The sequence below is a fragment of the Streptomyces rectiverticillatus genome, from assembly GCF_013394065.1.
Taxonomy (GTDB): domain Bacteria; phylum Actinomycetota; class Actinomycetes; order Streptomycetales; family Streptomycetaceae; genus Streptomyces; species Streptomyces rectiverticillatus.
Genome location: NZ_CP040752.1, coordinates 7,627,911 through 7,641,387 on the forward strand (window position 1 = coordinate 7,627,911; position 13,477 = coordinate 7,641,387).

12 protein-coding genes and 1 pseudogene are annotated in these 13,477 nt (G+C 69.7%); 7 read left to right on the plus strand and 6 right to left on the minus strand.

Features of this window, described 5'->3' with window-relative positions; translation table 11 throughout:
* Window positions 1–195 precede the first annotated feature (195 nt).
* Both FGW37_RS32730 and FGW37_RS32735 read left to right on the plus strand, forming a co-directional pair.
* The gene (locus FGW37_RS32730) at window positions 196–1,806 is read left to right on the plus strand and encodes a GMC oxidoreductase (protein WP_179085043.1); all 1,611 of its coding nucleotides are present in this window, start codon (window positions 196–198) and stop codon (window positions 1,804–1,806) included.
* A 185-nt stretch (window positions 1,807–1,991) separates the two neighbouring features.
* Window positions 1,992–2,729 carry a thioesterase II family protein gene (locus FGW37_RS32735; RefSeq protein WP_179084390.1) on the plus strand — a complete coding sequence of 246 codons (738 nt, stop codon included), beginning with the start codon at window positions 1,992–1,994 and terminating at the stop codon, window positions 2,727–2,729.
* Window positions 2,730–2,748: 19 nt separating this feature from the next.
* Here the strand turns inward: FGW37_RS32735 and FGW37_RS32740 are convergent, their stop codons facing one another.
* Window positions 2,749–3,264 carry a GNAT family N-acetyltransferase gene (locus FGW37_RS32740; RefSeq protein WP_179084391.1) on the minus strand — a complete coding sequence of 172 codons (516 nt, stop codon included), beginning with the start codon at window positions 3,262–3,264 and terminating at the stop codon, window positions 2,749–2,751.
* A 309-nt stretch (window positions 3,265–3,573) separates the two neighbouring features.
* Here FGW37_RS32740 and FGW37_RS32745 point away from each other — a divergent pair, with 309 nt between their 5' ends.
* Entirely contained in the window at window positions 3,574–3,957 is a 384-nt protein-coding gene (locus FGW37_RS32745; protein ID WP_179084392.1) for a VOC family protein, read from the plus strand.
* 44 nt (window positions 3,958–4,001) lie between these two features.
* On the opposite strand, the gene FGW37_RS32750 is transcribed toward FGW37_RS32745, so the two are convergent.
* Together FGW37_RS32750 and FGW37_RS32755 are read right to left on the minus strand one after the other, a co-directional pair.
* Window positions 4,002–4,448 carry a spore-associated protein A gene (locus FGW37_RS32750; RefSeq protein WP_246430698.1) on the minus strand — a complete coding sequence of 149 codons (447 nt, stop codon included), beginning with the start codon at window positions 4,446–4,448 and terminating at the stop codon, window positions 4,002–4,004.
* 281 nt (window positions 4,449–4,729) lie between these two features.
* Complete coding sequence (locus FGW37_RS32755; protein WP_179084394.1) at window positions 4,730–5,488, minus strand: hypothetical protein; 759 nt, start codon at window positions 5,486–5,488, stop codon at window positions 4,730–4,732.
* A 77-nt stretch (window positions 5,489–5,565) separates the two neighbouring features.
* Between FGW37_RS32755 and FGW37_RS32760 the strand changes: the two genes are divergently transcribed.
* Complete coding sequence (locus FGW37_RS32760; protein ID WP_179084395.1) at window positions 5,566–6,138, plus strand: ArsR/SmtB family transcription factor; 573 nt, start codon at window positions 5,566–5,568, stop codon at window positions 6,136–6,138.
* Between the two features lie 183 nt (window positions 6,139–6,321).
* Here the strand turns inward: FGW37_RS32760 and FGW37_RS32765 are convergent, their stop codons facing one another.
* On the minus strand, window positions 6,322–7,485 hold the full coding sequence (locus tag FGW37_RS32765) for a glycosyltransferase 87 family protein (RefSeq protein ID WP_179084396.1): 1,164 nt from the start codon (window positions 7,483–7,485) through the stop codon (window positions 6,322–6,324).
* A 400-nt stretch (window positions 7,486–7,885) separates the two neighbouring features.
* Here FGW37_RS32765 and FGW37_RS32770 point away from each other — a divergent pair, with 400 nt between their 5' ends.
* From FGW37_RS32770 to FGW37_RS33760, 3 genes and pseudogenes are all read left to right on the plus strand, one after another.
* Entirely contained in the window at window positions 7,886–9,442 is a 1,557-nt protein-coding gene (locus FGW37_RS32770) for a hypothetical protein (RefSeq protein WP_246430699.1), read from the plus strand.
* 445 nt (window positions 9,443–9,887) lie between these two features.
* On the plus strand, window positions 9,888–11,279 hold the full coding sequence (locus FGW37_RS32775) for an eCIS core domain-containing protein (RefSeq protein ID WP_179084397.1): 1,392 nt from the start codon (window positions 9,888–9,890) through the stop codon (window positions 11,277–11,279).
* Between the two features lie 72 nt (window positions 11,280–11,351).
* Window positions 11,352–11,647: pseudogene (locus FGW37_RS33760) on the plus strand (IS630 family transposase); the annotation flags it as partial.
* A 177-nt stretch (window positions 11,648–11,824) separates the two neighbouring features.
* Here the strand turns inward: FGW37_RS33760 and FGW37_RS32780 are convergent.
* Together FGW37_RS32780 and FGW37_RS32785 are read right to left on the minus strand one after the other, a co-directional pair.
* On the minus strand, window positions 11,825–12,583 hold the full coding sequence (locus FGW37_RS32780; protein ID WP_179084398.1) for a hypothetical protein: 759 nt from the start codon (window positions 12,581–12,583) through the stop codon (window positions 11,825–11,827).
* Window positions 12,584–12,678: 95 nt separating this feature from the next.
* Window positions 12,679–13,440, minus strand: a complete 762-nt coding sequence (locus FGW37_RS32785; RefSeq protein WP_343067219.1) for a hypothetical protein — start codon at window positions 13,438–13,440, stop codon at window positions 12,679–12,681.
* Between the last annotated feature and the right edge of the window lie 37 nt (window positions 13,441–13,477).

Genomic DNA, 13,477 nt, shown 5'->3' on the forward strand with positions numbered 1-13,477 from the left:
CACCCGGCCCCGCCTGCCGGGTGAAGCGCGCCCCCGGTTACCCGCACGAGAAGCGCGAACGGTCGCCGGCACCGGACCGCAGCGGGACATCCCCACGGCCGCGCCCTTCCGCCCGCCCTCGAATTCGCCTTTCCTCTCCCCGAAAGCTCAGGAGAAAACAGCGTGGTAGCACACCAGCCCCTGTCGCGCCGCCGCATGCTCGGCCTGGCGGCCTTGGGCGCCGCCGCACTCGCCGGCCAGACCACGATCACCGCCGCCCCCCGCGCGGCCGCCGCCGCCCGGACCGGCGGCGGGAGCGGGACGTTCGTCCCCGCCGTCGTGGTCGGCACCGGCTACGGCGCAGCCGTCTCCGCGCTGCGCCTCGGCGAGGCGGGGATCCCCACGCTGATGCTGGAGATGGGTCAGCTGTGGAACCAGCCCGGCCCGGACGGCAACGTCTTCAGCGGGATGCTCAAGCCCGACAAGCGCTCCAGCTGGTTCAAGACCCGCACGGAGGCCCCGCTGGGCTCCTTCCTGTGGCTGGACCTCGCCAACCGCGACATCGACCCCTACGCGGGCGTCCTGGACCGGGTCAACTTCGATCAGATGTCCGTGTACGTGGGACGCGGCGTCGGCGGCGGCTCGCTCGTCAACGGCGGCATGGCGGTCACGCCCCGGCGCTCGTACTTCGAGGAGGTGCTGCCCCGGGTCGACGCCGCCGAGATGTACGCCAAGTACTTCCCGCGTGCCAACGCAACCCTCCGCGTGGGCAACATCGACAAGGGCTGGTTCGAGCAGACCGAGTGGTACAAGTTCGCCCGGGTCTCGCGAGAGCAGGCCTCGAAGGCGGGCCTGGGCACCACCTTCGTGCCCAACGTCTACGACTGGGACTACATGCGCCGCGAGGCCGACGGCACGGCGACCAAGTCCGCGCTGGCCGCCGAGGTCATCTACGGCAACAACCACGGCAAGGTCTCGCTGGACAAGAGCTACCTGGCGGCCGCCCTGGGCACCGGCAAGGTCACCATCGAGACCCTGCACCAGGTCAGGACGATCCATCAGCAGAAGGACGGCACGTACCTGCTGACCGTCGAGCAGAAGGACGCCGAAGGCAAGCTGCTCGCGACCAAGGAGATCTCCTGCCGCCACCTCTTCCTCGGTGCCGGCAGCCTCGGCTCGACCGAGCTGCTCCTGCGGGCCCGGGAGACCGGCACCCTGCCGAACCTCAGCTCCGAGGTCGGCGCGGGCTGGGGCCCCAACGGCAACATCATGACCGCCCGCGCCAACCACATGTGGAACCCCACGGGCACCAAGCAGTCGTCGATACCCGCCCTCGGCATCGACGACTGGGACAACCCCGACGCCCCCGTCTTCGCCGAGATCGCGCCCATGCCCGCGGGCGTGGAGACCTGGGTCAGCCTCTACCTGGCCATCACCAAGAACCCGCAGCGCGGCACCTTCGTCTACGACGCGGTCAAGGACCGGGCGGACCTGCGCTGGACCCGGGACCAGAACGCGCCCGCGGTCGCCGCCGCGAAGTCGCTGTTCGACCGCATCAACAAGGCCAACACCACGATGTACCGGTACGACCTCTTCGGCAAGCAACTCAAGGCCTTCGCCGACGACTTCTGCTACCACCCGCTCGGCGGCTGCGTCCTGGGCAAGGCCACCGACGACTACGGCCGCGTCGCCGGATACAAGAACCTCTACGTGACGGACGGCTCGCTCGTCCCCGGCAGCATCGGCGTCAACCCCTTCGTGACCATCACGGCACTGGCGGAACGGAACGTCGAGCGCATCATCCAGCAGGACATCACCGCGTCCTGAACCGCGAGCCGGAGAAACCCGGAGGAGGGCCGGCCCTGCCGGTCCTCCTCGCAGGGGGCTTCCGGCTTGCTCAGCGCAGGACGGCTCGCCGGCAGGAGGTCGCGTGCGGGTGCGCGAACTCCACTGCTTCCGTCCCCGCACCGGTTCCCCGTACCGGTTCCCCCACACCGGAAAGGAACGACTCCGTGAACTCCCCGCCCGCCGAGGACGACGGCCTGTGGATCCGCAGGTTCCACCCGCGCCCCGACAGCCGCGTCCGGCTGGTGTGCCTGCCCCACGCAGGCGGCTCCGCCGGCTTCTACCTGCCCCTGTCCCGGGCCATGCCCGACACCGTCGAAGTGCTGTGCGTGCAGTACCCCGGTCGCCAGGACCGCCGCACCGAACCGCTCGTCGACTCCGTACCGGTGCTCGCCGACAAGGTCTTCGCCGCCTTGCTCCCCTGGACCGGCCTGCCACTCGCCCTGTTCGGCCACGGCATGGGCGCCTCCCTCGCCTTCGAGATCGCCCGGCGCCTGGAACAGCAGCGGGACACCGTGCCCGCCGCCCTCTTCGTCTCCGGGCGCCGCGCCCCGTCCGCGCACCGCAGCGAGCCCGTCCACCTGCGTGACGACGACACCGGCACCCGGCGGCCGGGCGACGAGGACGTGCTGCGCATGATCCTCCCGGCCGTCCGGGCCGCCGACTACCGCGCCGCCGAAACGTACGCCTGGGAACCCGGACCGCCCCTGCGCACCCCCGTGACCTGCCTGATCGGCGACGACGACCCGCAGGTGACCCTGGAGGAGGCCGCCACCTGGTCCGGGCACACCGACGGCGCCTTCGCGCTGAAGGCCTTCCCCGGCGGGCACTTCTTCCTGGTCCAGCACTCCAGGGAGATCGCACGGCTCATGGCCGAGCAACTGGGGACACCGGTACGGGCATAAGCCCGGACGTCCCGAGCGGTCAGGAGCGGTGACCGTCCGGCCGGGTGATCCGGAAGCGGACCGTGTCCTCTTCCGCGGCCCCTCGGGCGAAGCCGGCCTTCTCCAGGACGCGGACGGAGGCCGGGTTCGACAACTCCACAGTGGCGACCACGGTGTGGACGCCGGGCGCGGCGAGGGCGAGGGCGGCGAGTGCCCGGGTGGCCTCGGGGGCGTAACCCTGGCCGCGACGGGAGGGCACGATGCCGTAGCCGATCTCGAGGGTGCCTGCGCTGGGCGGCCAGAACAGGCCGATCGAGCCCACCACCAGTCCGCTGTCGCGCTCGACGATCAGACGGTGGCCGTGTTCGCCGAGCCAGGCGGGGTTCTCGTCGAAGAGGCCCGCGATGACGCGGTCACCCTCGGCGGGGAAGTCGTCCGCCCAGTGGGCCGCCCTGGTGTCGCCGAGGACGGCGGTGGCCTCGGTCATGGTCCAGGGCCGCAGGACGAGACGGCCGGTGGCCAGCTCGGCGATGGGGGAGGAAATGGAGGAACGCACGTATGACTCCTGGTCATCGGATCGACCCGGACCGCGCTACGTCAGCGCGGGCCGGAAGAGGGCATGCTGAAGACGGCCGTCGGCGGCCATATTCATCAACCTCCCTGTTTCGGCATCCGAAGCGCTTCCCGCGCCGGCGCGACGGTAGCAAGCGGTACGTGACGGGGCAAAAAGGGATTCCGAAGCGACAGCCACTGCGACGCCGGGCGGTGGGGGTCTGGAGCCGTGCGATGGCATCGGCGACGCGGGCTTGTTCCGCCGGAGCCGGTTGATCGTCCCCGGGCAGGAGACCTACGTACACTGACGGGCATGGCATGCCGCATCAGTGAGCTGGTCATCGACGCCGCCGACCCCGGCCGGCTCGCCGCATTCTGGAGCAAGGTCCTCGGCTACGTCGAACTCGGCCGGGAGGACGACGGAAGCATCGAGATCGGGCCGCCCGGCACCGGCTTCGGCGGCCCGCAGCCCACCCTCGTCCTCAGCCCCAGCAGCGCCCCGCGGCCCGGGAAGCTCCGACTGCACATCGACGTCAATGCCACCGACCGAGACCAGGACGCCGAGCTGGAGCGGCTGCTCGCTCTCGGCGCCAGGCCCGTGGACGTCGGCCAGACCGGCACCGAGAGCTGGCACGTCCTGGCCGACCCGGAAGGCAACGAATTCTGCCTCCTGCACGCCCGACTCCAGCCCCTCTGACCACGTGCGTCCGGGGATTTGCTAGGGACGACCCGTGGACGCTGTCACGCCAGGGTGCCGCAGTTTGTCTTGTAGCGGCCCACGACGTAGCCGTCGATCTCGCCGCCCCAGTCGACGCACGTGCCCTTGGCGTCCAGGTAGACCGGCCCCGAGTACGAGGTGAAGAAGCCGTACTGCTCCTGCTTCGACTTCAGTTCATTGTTGCGCTGGATCCAGGAGCCCACCCACAGCGGCGAGCCGGTCGCGCTGTTCCGCTTGGTGACCACGCAGTTCTTGCCGGTGGCGGCGTTGTAGGCCAGGAAGACCGTCCCGCGGCCAGGGATCGGGATCTGGTTGACCTGCCTGTATCCGGCGCCGCACTCCTTGTTGTACGCGGCGGCGCGGGCCGGAGCGGCCACGGCCGTCCCGGCGCCCGCCACCAGCGTGGTGACGGTCGTGGCGGCGGCGAGCAGCGCAGCTCCCGCGACGCGGGTACGTACAGCACGCTTCACTGTGTCCTCCGTAGAAATCGCAAGTCGCATGGTGCCGGGTGATGAACGTACGCGGGACGGCCGTCTCCGTGCCCACACAGACATTCCACACCCCAAAGAGGTTGCACTCCCTCTCACCCCACAATTCAGAACCGGCCACCCACCACACGGCGCCGCGTGCCCCACTGCCCCGCGATTTTCAGCCGGGTGACGCCGACCGTGGGAATCAACGCCGCAGGAGGAGTCCCTCACTCTGAGCACCTCGCGGCCGCCGACTGCAAGGGTGGCGACGGAGGCGAAGGCTACGACAGGTACGACCCTATGCGTCCCTCTGTATAGGGCCGGATGGCCACCGTGACATCCATGTCGAAGGCATTCGCCCCCGCTGCGGACGGCAGGCCCAAGGCCCGGTCGAGCGCGCGGCTCAGGGGGCCGCAGCCACCAGTGCCCGGGGCGGCGAACTCCGCGTCCTGGGCACCGAAGGCAAGGACCAGGGGGTCCTTGGATATCACCCGGGTTGGGTCGGTGTCCTTGAGCACCAGGTGGACCGCGTCCCTATCGCTGCCCACCGAGCAGCCCGACGGCAGGGCCGGCAGCCCGCGCGCCGAGCCTATGGCGAACTTGATGTCGAGCTCGCCGCGCCGGGTGTCGTCGGACAGGAAGTCCGAGTGGCCGCCGTACCGCGGAGTCACGGTCAACGGGGTGCCACCCACCCGGATCGGCGCAGCGGTCATCTTCCCGAAGACCTGGCGGAATTCACCCTTCACGCGGCCTTCCGCAAAGCTGATCTTCATGGGTTCGGTGAGCGGCTCGTCGACGGCGCCCATGCGCAGATGCCCGGTGGCGTGCATGACCTCGCAGCGCCAAGTCCCGGGGTCTGCACCCGCGGGCAGTTCATCGACGGTCGGGCAGGCGGAGAAGTCGAACTCGGGCAGATCCGCGGTCCGTTCAGCTCCATGCGCGGGTGCCGCGCCCAGGGCGAGTCCGGCAAGTAGTGCCCCCGCAGCAGCACGTGTGAAGCGGCGGACGGCGCGATTCAAGGTCGCTCGGTTCGGCGTCATGCCTCACAGCATTGCAGAGATTTCTCTGCAGAGGAAGGTCTGCAGAGAAACCGCTGCGAAGTGGATAGACTGCAGCCATGACGAAAGAGCGGAGAGCGGAAGCCGCAGGGCGGCGCACGGTCGACAGCCCCGAGGTACTCAAAGCCCTCGCACACCCCCTGCGCCTGCGCATCCTGCGCCACCTCGGCGCCGCGGGCCCGGCCACCTCAACCACGCTGGCCGCCGCTCTCGGCGAGAACACCGGGACGCTCAGCTACCACCTGCGCATGCTGGAGCGCAGCGGCCTCATCGAGGACATCCCCGAGCGCTCCACCGGGCGTGAGCGCTGGTGGCGCGGGGTGCGCGGCCTCGACATCCGCAGACCGCCGCAGGGTGAGCTGACCGAGGCCGAGCGCGTCATGTCGGCCGAGCTGGACCGGATGAGGATGGAGGAGGACGTCGAGCTCATCCGGCAGTTCACCGCCGGCCAGGCGGAGTCCGAAGGCTGGATGCGGGGTTCACGCAGCCTCGCCCACCTCACGAAGGGCGAGCTGGACGCGTTCCATAACGACTATCTGGCCTTGCTTGCGCGCTATGCCCGCGGCCCCGAGGACACCCCTGACGACGCACGACCCGTACTCCTCCGCTGGTTCGGCCTGCCCGCTGACTGACCGGCAGTCAGCCGCCGAAGATGCTCTGCGATTGCGATGGCCTCCACCACACGGTCCGAGCCGTCGCCCACATGCACACCCTCGCACCCTGGCAACATGATCAGAAACGTCGGAACCGGCCCTGGCCTGCCAGATCACAGCCGTCTGCAACCCGCTTCAGTCCATCCGGTCGTCTCGCGGCGATCACTCGAGAGGGGCTTGTCTCGGGCCGGACGTGCCGGCTCGCAGCTGCTCGGGGCGGGTGACTCTTGGCCGGGAAGGTGTGCGGGCGATCGCCGCAAGGGTGAGAGCCGCGCACGCGGGGTACGCGCAGGCCGTCAGGGCGATGGGCAAGGGGGCACCCGGCGCCGTGGCGGTGGCGGTGGCAGTGTCCTCCACTTGCCCCAGCACCTGCACCAGCCAGCCACCGGCGGCCAGCGCCCAGCAGGCGAGGGAGACCCTCGACAGGCGGGTGGTGCGCGCCGGGCCGTGGGCAAGCCACACCATGGCCGCCACGGACCAGATCCAGTGGTGGCTCCAGGAGATGGGGCAGGCGAGCAAGGCGAGGAGCTGGACAGCGGTCAGCAGCGCCAGCGCGTCGCCGTGCCGGCTGGCCGTGCGCAGCGCCGTGCCGGTGAGTGCGGCGAACAGCAGCAGGGTCACCCACCACCACGGCTCCACAAGGCCGGGATCATGGCCGAAAAGCCTGGTCAGGCACCCGCGCAGGGACTGGTTCTCCACTGAGCCCGTCGGTCCGACGCGCCCGGTGTCCATGACGTGGTGCAGCCAGAATTGCAGGGACTGCTTGGGCAGTGTCAGGCCCGCGAGGACCACCGTTCCCAGGAACACCAGAGCGGCCGAGCAGGCCGCCGCCCGTTTCCTCCTCGCGAGGAGGTAGATCCCGAATGCGGCCGGGGTGAGTTTGATGCCGGCGGCCACTCCTACTCCGGCCCCTGCAAGGACAGAGTGCCGCCGGGTGGTGCTCACCAGCGCGAGGGTCGCGACGAGCAGGCTGGCCTGTCCGAGCCCCAGTCCGTGCTGCACCGGCTCGAGCCACAGGACCGCCGCGGTCCACAGGGCGACGTGGGCGCGCCTGGGCGAGCCGTCAGGGAGGCGGGGCTCCCGTGGGAGGAGCCGGAAGGACGTCCGTACCAGAAGTGCGGCGGCACCGAGGGACAGCACGTGCCACACGACCAGGGCAAGCCGCCAGGGCAGGGCCGACAGCGGCAGAAACACCAACGCTGCGAAGGGCGGGTAGGTGAACGCCAGTTGCTGCGCGCCAGGTTCGGGGGAGAAGAGGCGGAAGTGGTACAGGTGTCCGCTCAGTACCTCGGGCGAGGCCAGGTAGTACACACGCAGGTCACGCATGGCCGCCCACCGGGCGGTGACGATCAGCTCAACTGCTACTGAGCACGTCAGAATGACCGCGGCATGCCGCAACAGCCATCGGGTCGCCGCGGGGGTCATTGTCGTCACCGCGCTCAGCGTGCCACGCCGGGCGGGCGCGCAGGCGCTCCTACCGCGTCGGCAGCGGTGTGTGTCGCGCACCCAGGCACGACACGCGCGCACCGTGCGGCTGCTCACCGGCCGCCACGTGGCCGTGTTCTCGGGATCGGAGACACCCGAGTACCTCACGCGCAGGCCGGCGGGAGGGCACCGTCATCGGTGCTTCTGTGGTCCTCGGGAACCTACGGCTACGACGAGTGGACAGGCGGCAGCACTAATGTCTCCCTTTATGGTTGTTGCCTCAATTTCGTCCGATGGGTCCGTGGCGAGGCGCCAGCGCCCTCCGGCGTCCGTGCCGGTTCCGGTGGGGGTCGTTCTGGCGGTGCTGCCGCTGTACGGCGTGTGGGCGCTGTGGCTCGCCACCAGCGGCGGGGACCTCGCGGCACAGGTCGCATGGGCACAGTTCGCCCGCGCATACCCCGACTCCGCGTACAACCTGTCGTGGTACGGCGGGATGCATGTGGCGAATTACAGCCTTCTCGTCCCTCACCTGATGAGCTGGGCCGGGCTCAGAGCCGTCGGCGTGTGCGCCGGACTGGCCGCGACGTGGGCGGTGGCAGCCTTGGTGTGCCGCATCCGGGAAGTGCGGGCCGCGTTCTGGCCGGCCCTGCTGGGCGGCGTCGCGGTGTGGTGCAACATCGCCTCCGGCAGGGTCACCTTCGCCGTGGGGCTGGCCGCGGCGGCACTGGCCGTGCTGTGGGCCACCTCCGCGTCCGTGGCCCGCTGCGCTCTGGCCGCGGGCACGGCCACGGCGGCCAGCCCGCTGGCCGGCCTGTTTCTGTGCACGGTCGGCGTCGCCCTGCTGCTGCGCCGCTCTTCCCGTGCCGGCTGGGCGCTGCTGCTGCCGGCCGCCGGTGTGCAGGCCGCGGTCACCGCCGCGTTCCCGTTCTGGGGCGAACAACCCCTGCCTGCCCCCGCCGCACTGGTACCACTGGCCGCCTGCGTCGTGGCGTTCGCAGCCGCCCCCCACTCGTGGAAGACCGCCCGGATGACGGCGGCCGTCTACGGTGCCGGCACCCTTGCGGTATGTCTGCTTGCCGGCCCTGTCGGCTCCAACATCGAACGCTTCGCCCTGGTCGCGGGCGCGCCCTTCATGCTCGCCGCCCGCCTGTCCACCGCAGCCCGCCCCTGGCACAGACCCGCCGTGCTGACCGCGGCCACGGTGCTGCTGAGCACGTGGACACTCGGCAAGACCGCCTACGACCTGAGGCTGTACACCCCCGTTCCCGCATGGGCTTCCCACACCGCCCCCCTCACGGCCGCGCTGCACCGGATGCAAGCCGACCGCTCACGCGTCGAGGTGGTGCCTGCCCGGGATCACCGGGAAGCATGGATTCTCGGGCAGGACTTCCACCTGGCCCGCGGCTGGAACCGCCAGCTCGATGTCACCCGTGGTCGGCTGTTCTACGACGGCACCCTCACCGCCGCGACGTACCGGCATTGGATCGATCACTGGGCCGTCGGCCACGTCGTCCTCCACTCCGGCCGGCCCGACGGACCCGCCGAGGCGGAAGCCGCCCTCATCCGCTCCCGCCCTCCATGGCTCCGCAAAGTATGGTCCGATGCCCACTGGACCGTGTACGCCGTGCGCGACCCAGCCCCCCTGGTCTCCGCCCCGGCCCGCGTGCTGCACGTCGACGGCGCCACCATCACCCTGGCCACCGACGCCCCGGCCACCTACACCCTCCGCCTGCCGTACTCTCCCTGGCTACGGACGGACAACGGCGCGCGCCTGGGCCCCGATGGCGACTTCACACGCCTCACCACCACCCGGCCGGGGATGAACACCATCCACTCCCGCTACGCCTCCCTCCCCTGACCGCTCTTACCCACACCGGACCTCTAAGGCTTGCGGACGCACCATAAGCCGCACGGCTGCGCGGGTGGTGGCGGACCGTTGACGTTCCAGTCCGCCTGCAGCCGCCCGCCGGGGGCGGTGTTCCCGTCGATTGCGGATGTCGCGGTGCGGTCGGTGGGGGTGAAAGACGAGCAGTACGAGGGTCTGCGGTCCACGCCGGCGACCTCGCGGCGCCGCAGTGGTGGGATGAACGGACGAGCCTCCGGCCGGCCCGCTGTGTGATTTCCGTCCGCCGTAGCGGTGCATGAGCTAAGCGACTGGGCCCGCCCGTCGCATAGCGACATGAGCACGATCATGGTTACGTGGTTGCATGTATGACCGTGCCAGAGCCATTCAGCCAATCCCTAAAGGGTTGGTGTTCGCATGGCCGAGCGTAGGGCGCGTACTGGGCACACCGGGAAAGCCCTTGGCGAACCCTGTCCGGCGCACCGTGGAGGCCCGGTTCGCGGCGGACTTCTCCCGCGTCCGAGTTCATACGGACGCCGCTGCGGCCCGAACAGCGGCCGGACTGGGGGCCGCGGCCTACACTCTCGGGGAACACATTGTGTTCGGCCCCGGTCAATACAGGCCTGGAACGGCGGCCGGGCTGCGGGTACTTGCCCATGAACTCACCCATGTCCTCCAGCAACGCCCTCTCGGCCGGCCCATCACCGCTCTGCTGGGGATCAGCCATCCGGCCGATGGCGCTGAGCGTGAGGCGGACGCTGTCGCCGACCAGGTGCGGTCCGGCAGACCAGGCGCTCCCACCGTTGCGCCGCAACACGCGCGTACGCTGCAACGGCTCACCTCGGAGCACGGTCAGCACGCGGAGCAGGGCGTTGTCAGTCTCACATCCGATCTGTCCTCGCCCGTGACCGAGGACGCACAGGTCACCTATCAGGCCGAGTACCAAGGCGACGCCGGTGAGAATCCGCGCTTCGAGTTCACACTCATCGACCGGGCCACAGGCGCTGTGATCTTCGCAGTGACCCGTTCCAAGCCCGACATGTGGTTCCGGTTGAGTGGCGCCGGCCGCCGGTACCGGGTGACGTGTCGGATCACCTCGACCGCCGGAACACTCGGTACCGTCGCGCTGGATCACGACACCATCGCGCGTGACCCCAAGATTCCCAGGCCCTGGACCACTCTGGACCCGGACGCACAAGCCGCGGCCGAGCTGATGACCGATTTCCGCGGCTACGTGATCGAAGCCGCGACAGCCACAGGCGCGGAGGGAATCACCGCGCTGATGCTCGCCTCGGTATTGCGACACGAGATCGGCAATACGTCGCTGCTGCCCATTGGATCTCCTCGCGCCGCGCGAGAATCCGAACTGGCCAAGACCGATGCCACCCTCCGTCGACGGGAGAGCGGCAAGCCTGTGGAGACCAAGGACCTCGACCGATCCGTAGGCGTCGGACAGGTGAAGTCGAGCACGGCGGCCATGGTCACTGGAGCCATCCCCTGGACGGAGCAGAACCGGGAAAACCGGGCCCCAGCTCGCGGAAAGGTCCAGGCGGACTACATGGCACTGCCCCCCGCCCGGCAGCGGGAAATCCTCACCCTGCTCTCGTGGCCACGCAGTAACATCAGCGTGGCCGCCCGCTATCTCGCCCGCCTGAAGAACCGCCCAAACCGCTACCCCAAAATGACTCGTGCAGCCTTCGGCAGCAACGAACGGGCGGTCAAGATTATCGCCACGGAGTACAACCTCGGCCCGTCCACGTCGGCGGAGGCGCTTGCAGAGCCCGCCGACTACGGCGGCCAGGTCTGGAAGTACATGCAGGACCCTCTGATGCAGCAGTTCTTCCCCAACTGACCACGGGGACCGCCCCTCCACCGCGCGACCACCAAGACTGGCTAGAACGAGCCGGACCGATCTCGGCCAGCGCGCTGGCCGATCCGCAAACTCGCCGCCTACCTGCACCGCGTGCACGGACGCGTCATCCGCATTGTCTGTGAAGTCTTACGGTGTCTGCTCCTGCGTCGCGGCATCGCCTTCCAGCGCACCAAGACATGGAAGGAATCGTCCGACCCTGAACGCGACGCTAAATTCGACCGCATCGAGCAGGTGCTGGATCGCTACCCGGACCGGGCTTCCGCCTGGACGAGTGCGCACCCCTCGGGATCCGGCCCACAGCAGGCTCCTGCTGGGCGAAGCAAGACAAGCCCAACCGCCTGCCGGCACCCTGTGGGGGCGTCAGCACCTCGACCGGCAGCTGGAACAGCTGATCCAGCTGCTGTACCAGCACCTGAAGCGCACCTGCTCTCCAGGAGAGCAGGCGCGTCGCGTCACGGCCGGACGGGTGAAGAAGGCAGCTCAGCGGCAGGGGCTCTTCGGTCGCGGCCACCCGGCGTGCCGGGTCAGAAGAGCAGGGACGGATCGTTGTGGTGCGAGGGCCGGCCCGCCAGGCCGGCCAGCTTGTCGGCCTCAAGGGTCTCGCTCGCCGGCGGGGTGGTGGTTGACACCGGCCGGTCCCAGTCGGTCAGGGTCATCGTGCCGGCGCTCTCGCCCTCGCGGACGATCCGGACCGGGTAGGGCTTCCCCTCGGTGGCCACGTAGACGGTGGCACGGCCTTCCCGGTTCACGACCGGGATGGTCTTCTTCCCGTCGATCACGGTAGGTGCCCCCTTGGTGAGCCTGCCGCCGGCGCCGACCGAGCGGACGTTGTCCTGGAGCGTCTCGAAGTCGCAGCGGCCGGACATGTCCTCTGCGAACTGGGGGCTGCTGGTCGTCCCGTGGAGGTAGCGGCCGGCGAGCTTGTCGACGGCCTGGGAATCGCCCAGCACCTTCGTCCACTTCTTCCGGTCGGCCTTGAACCACACCTGCTCGCCGAACTTGAGGATCTCGCTGGTGCCGCTGCTCGTGGTGAACGTGGCACGGCAGTTGCGTTCGTTGTCTATGGTCATGGTGTTGCGTGAAGTACCTGCGCCGGCCTTGGCAACGCCCTCGAAGTCGTAGTGCACCGAGTGTGCGGCCTCGAATTCCTTCACGGCCGCGTCGAGGACCTGGGCGGCAGGCCGGTCGGCCAGAGCCCGGTCCGACCTGCCGCCACCGCAGGCCGTGAGCCCCATCGTCCCCACCACGCACACGGCCATGACCACGCCGAACGTTCTCGTCACCGGAACACCCGCCCCTTTGTCGTTCTCGGTCCTCATACAGAGCCGGCACCGGAGGTGGCACCCATCTGTGTATGAGGTTTCAAGGCCCGATATTGCTACACCCATACGGCAATCCCCTCATGAATTAGACATGAGGGGATCCGGCTACCTCCGACCCCGAGGATGGCTAGGTCAGGCTCTGCCCGACTCGTCCCTCGCAGAACGGCGACGGCGAGCAGGAGCACGTGGTGAACCCGCACACCCGTTACGGATGGATGAGCGGCCGCCAGCGGCATCAGTGCTTTGACGGTGCCTTTGGAACGCCCCCGCTGCCCGCGCAGCACGTCCCTGACCGCGGCGACGACCTGCTCGTCCTGCCGTCCGCCACTCCCGCTCGGGCCGCGGGTGGTGCGGTGGTCGACCAGGCCCCACAGCCCCTGCCTGCGGTAGGCCAGGCGCATGCGCTGCACCGTCGACCTCGATACCCGCCCAAAGCCCAGCGTCGTCAGCTCCCGGGCTTTGGCCTGCTCCCGCTCGGCCAGGGTCCACCGATGCGGGTCGTACTCCGCCCGCACTTCACCGCCGCTGCCCGCCCCACCAGGCAGGCCGGACTCCACTTCGCGGATGTGGCACTGCCAGGCCAGCGCCTTCTCCCTCGCCGCGGCCGGAGCGGTCTCGAACAGCCCCCACCGCGGCACCGCCTGAGGCTGCTCCGCCTCCATGCCCAGCACCGCGAAGTCAGCATCGGCGAACAGGTGCCCGGCCAGCACTACCTCATCCGGCCCGTCCTCGCCGACCAGGTGGAAACGCTGCCCGGCCAGGGCAACGACCTGCCACCGCACCTCGCGAAAACGGACATACGCCTCCACCGCGACCACCGGCCGCCCACCCCTGCGAGCCCCGCTCACTCCGTCT

What these genes read in the sequence shown, in the direction of transcription:
- FGW37_RS32730 (WP_179085043.1), top strand. Translation starts at nt 196, where the DNA reads ATGCTCGGCCTGGCGGCCTTGGGCGCCGCCGCACTCGCCGGCCAGACC.
- FGW37_RS32745 (WP_179084392.1), top strand. Translation starts at nt 3,574, where the DNA reads ATGGCATGCCGCATCAGTGAGCTGGTCATCGACGCCGCCGACCCCGGC.
- FGW37_RS32755 (WP_179084394.1), bottom strand. Translation starts at nt 5,488, where the DNA reads ATGACGCCGAACCGAGCGACCTTGAATCGCGCCGTCCGCCGCTTCACA.
- FGW37_RS32760 (WP_179084395.1), top strand. Translation starts at nt 5,566, where the DNA reads ATGACGAAAGAGCGGAGAGCGGAAGCCGCAGGGCGGCGCACGGTCGAC.
- FGW37_RS32765 (WP_179084396.1), bottom strand. Translation starts at nt 7,485, where the DNA reads ATGCGTGACCTGCGTGTGTACTACCTGGCCTCGCCCGAGGTACTGAGC.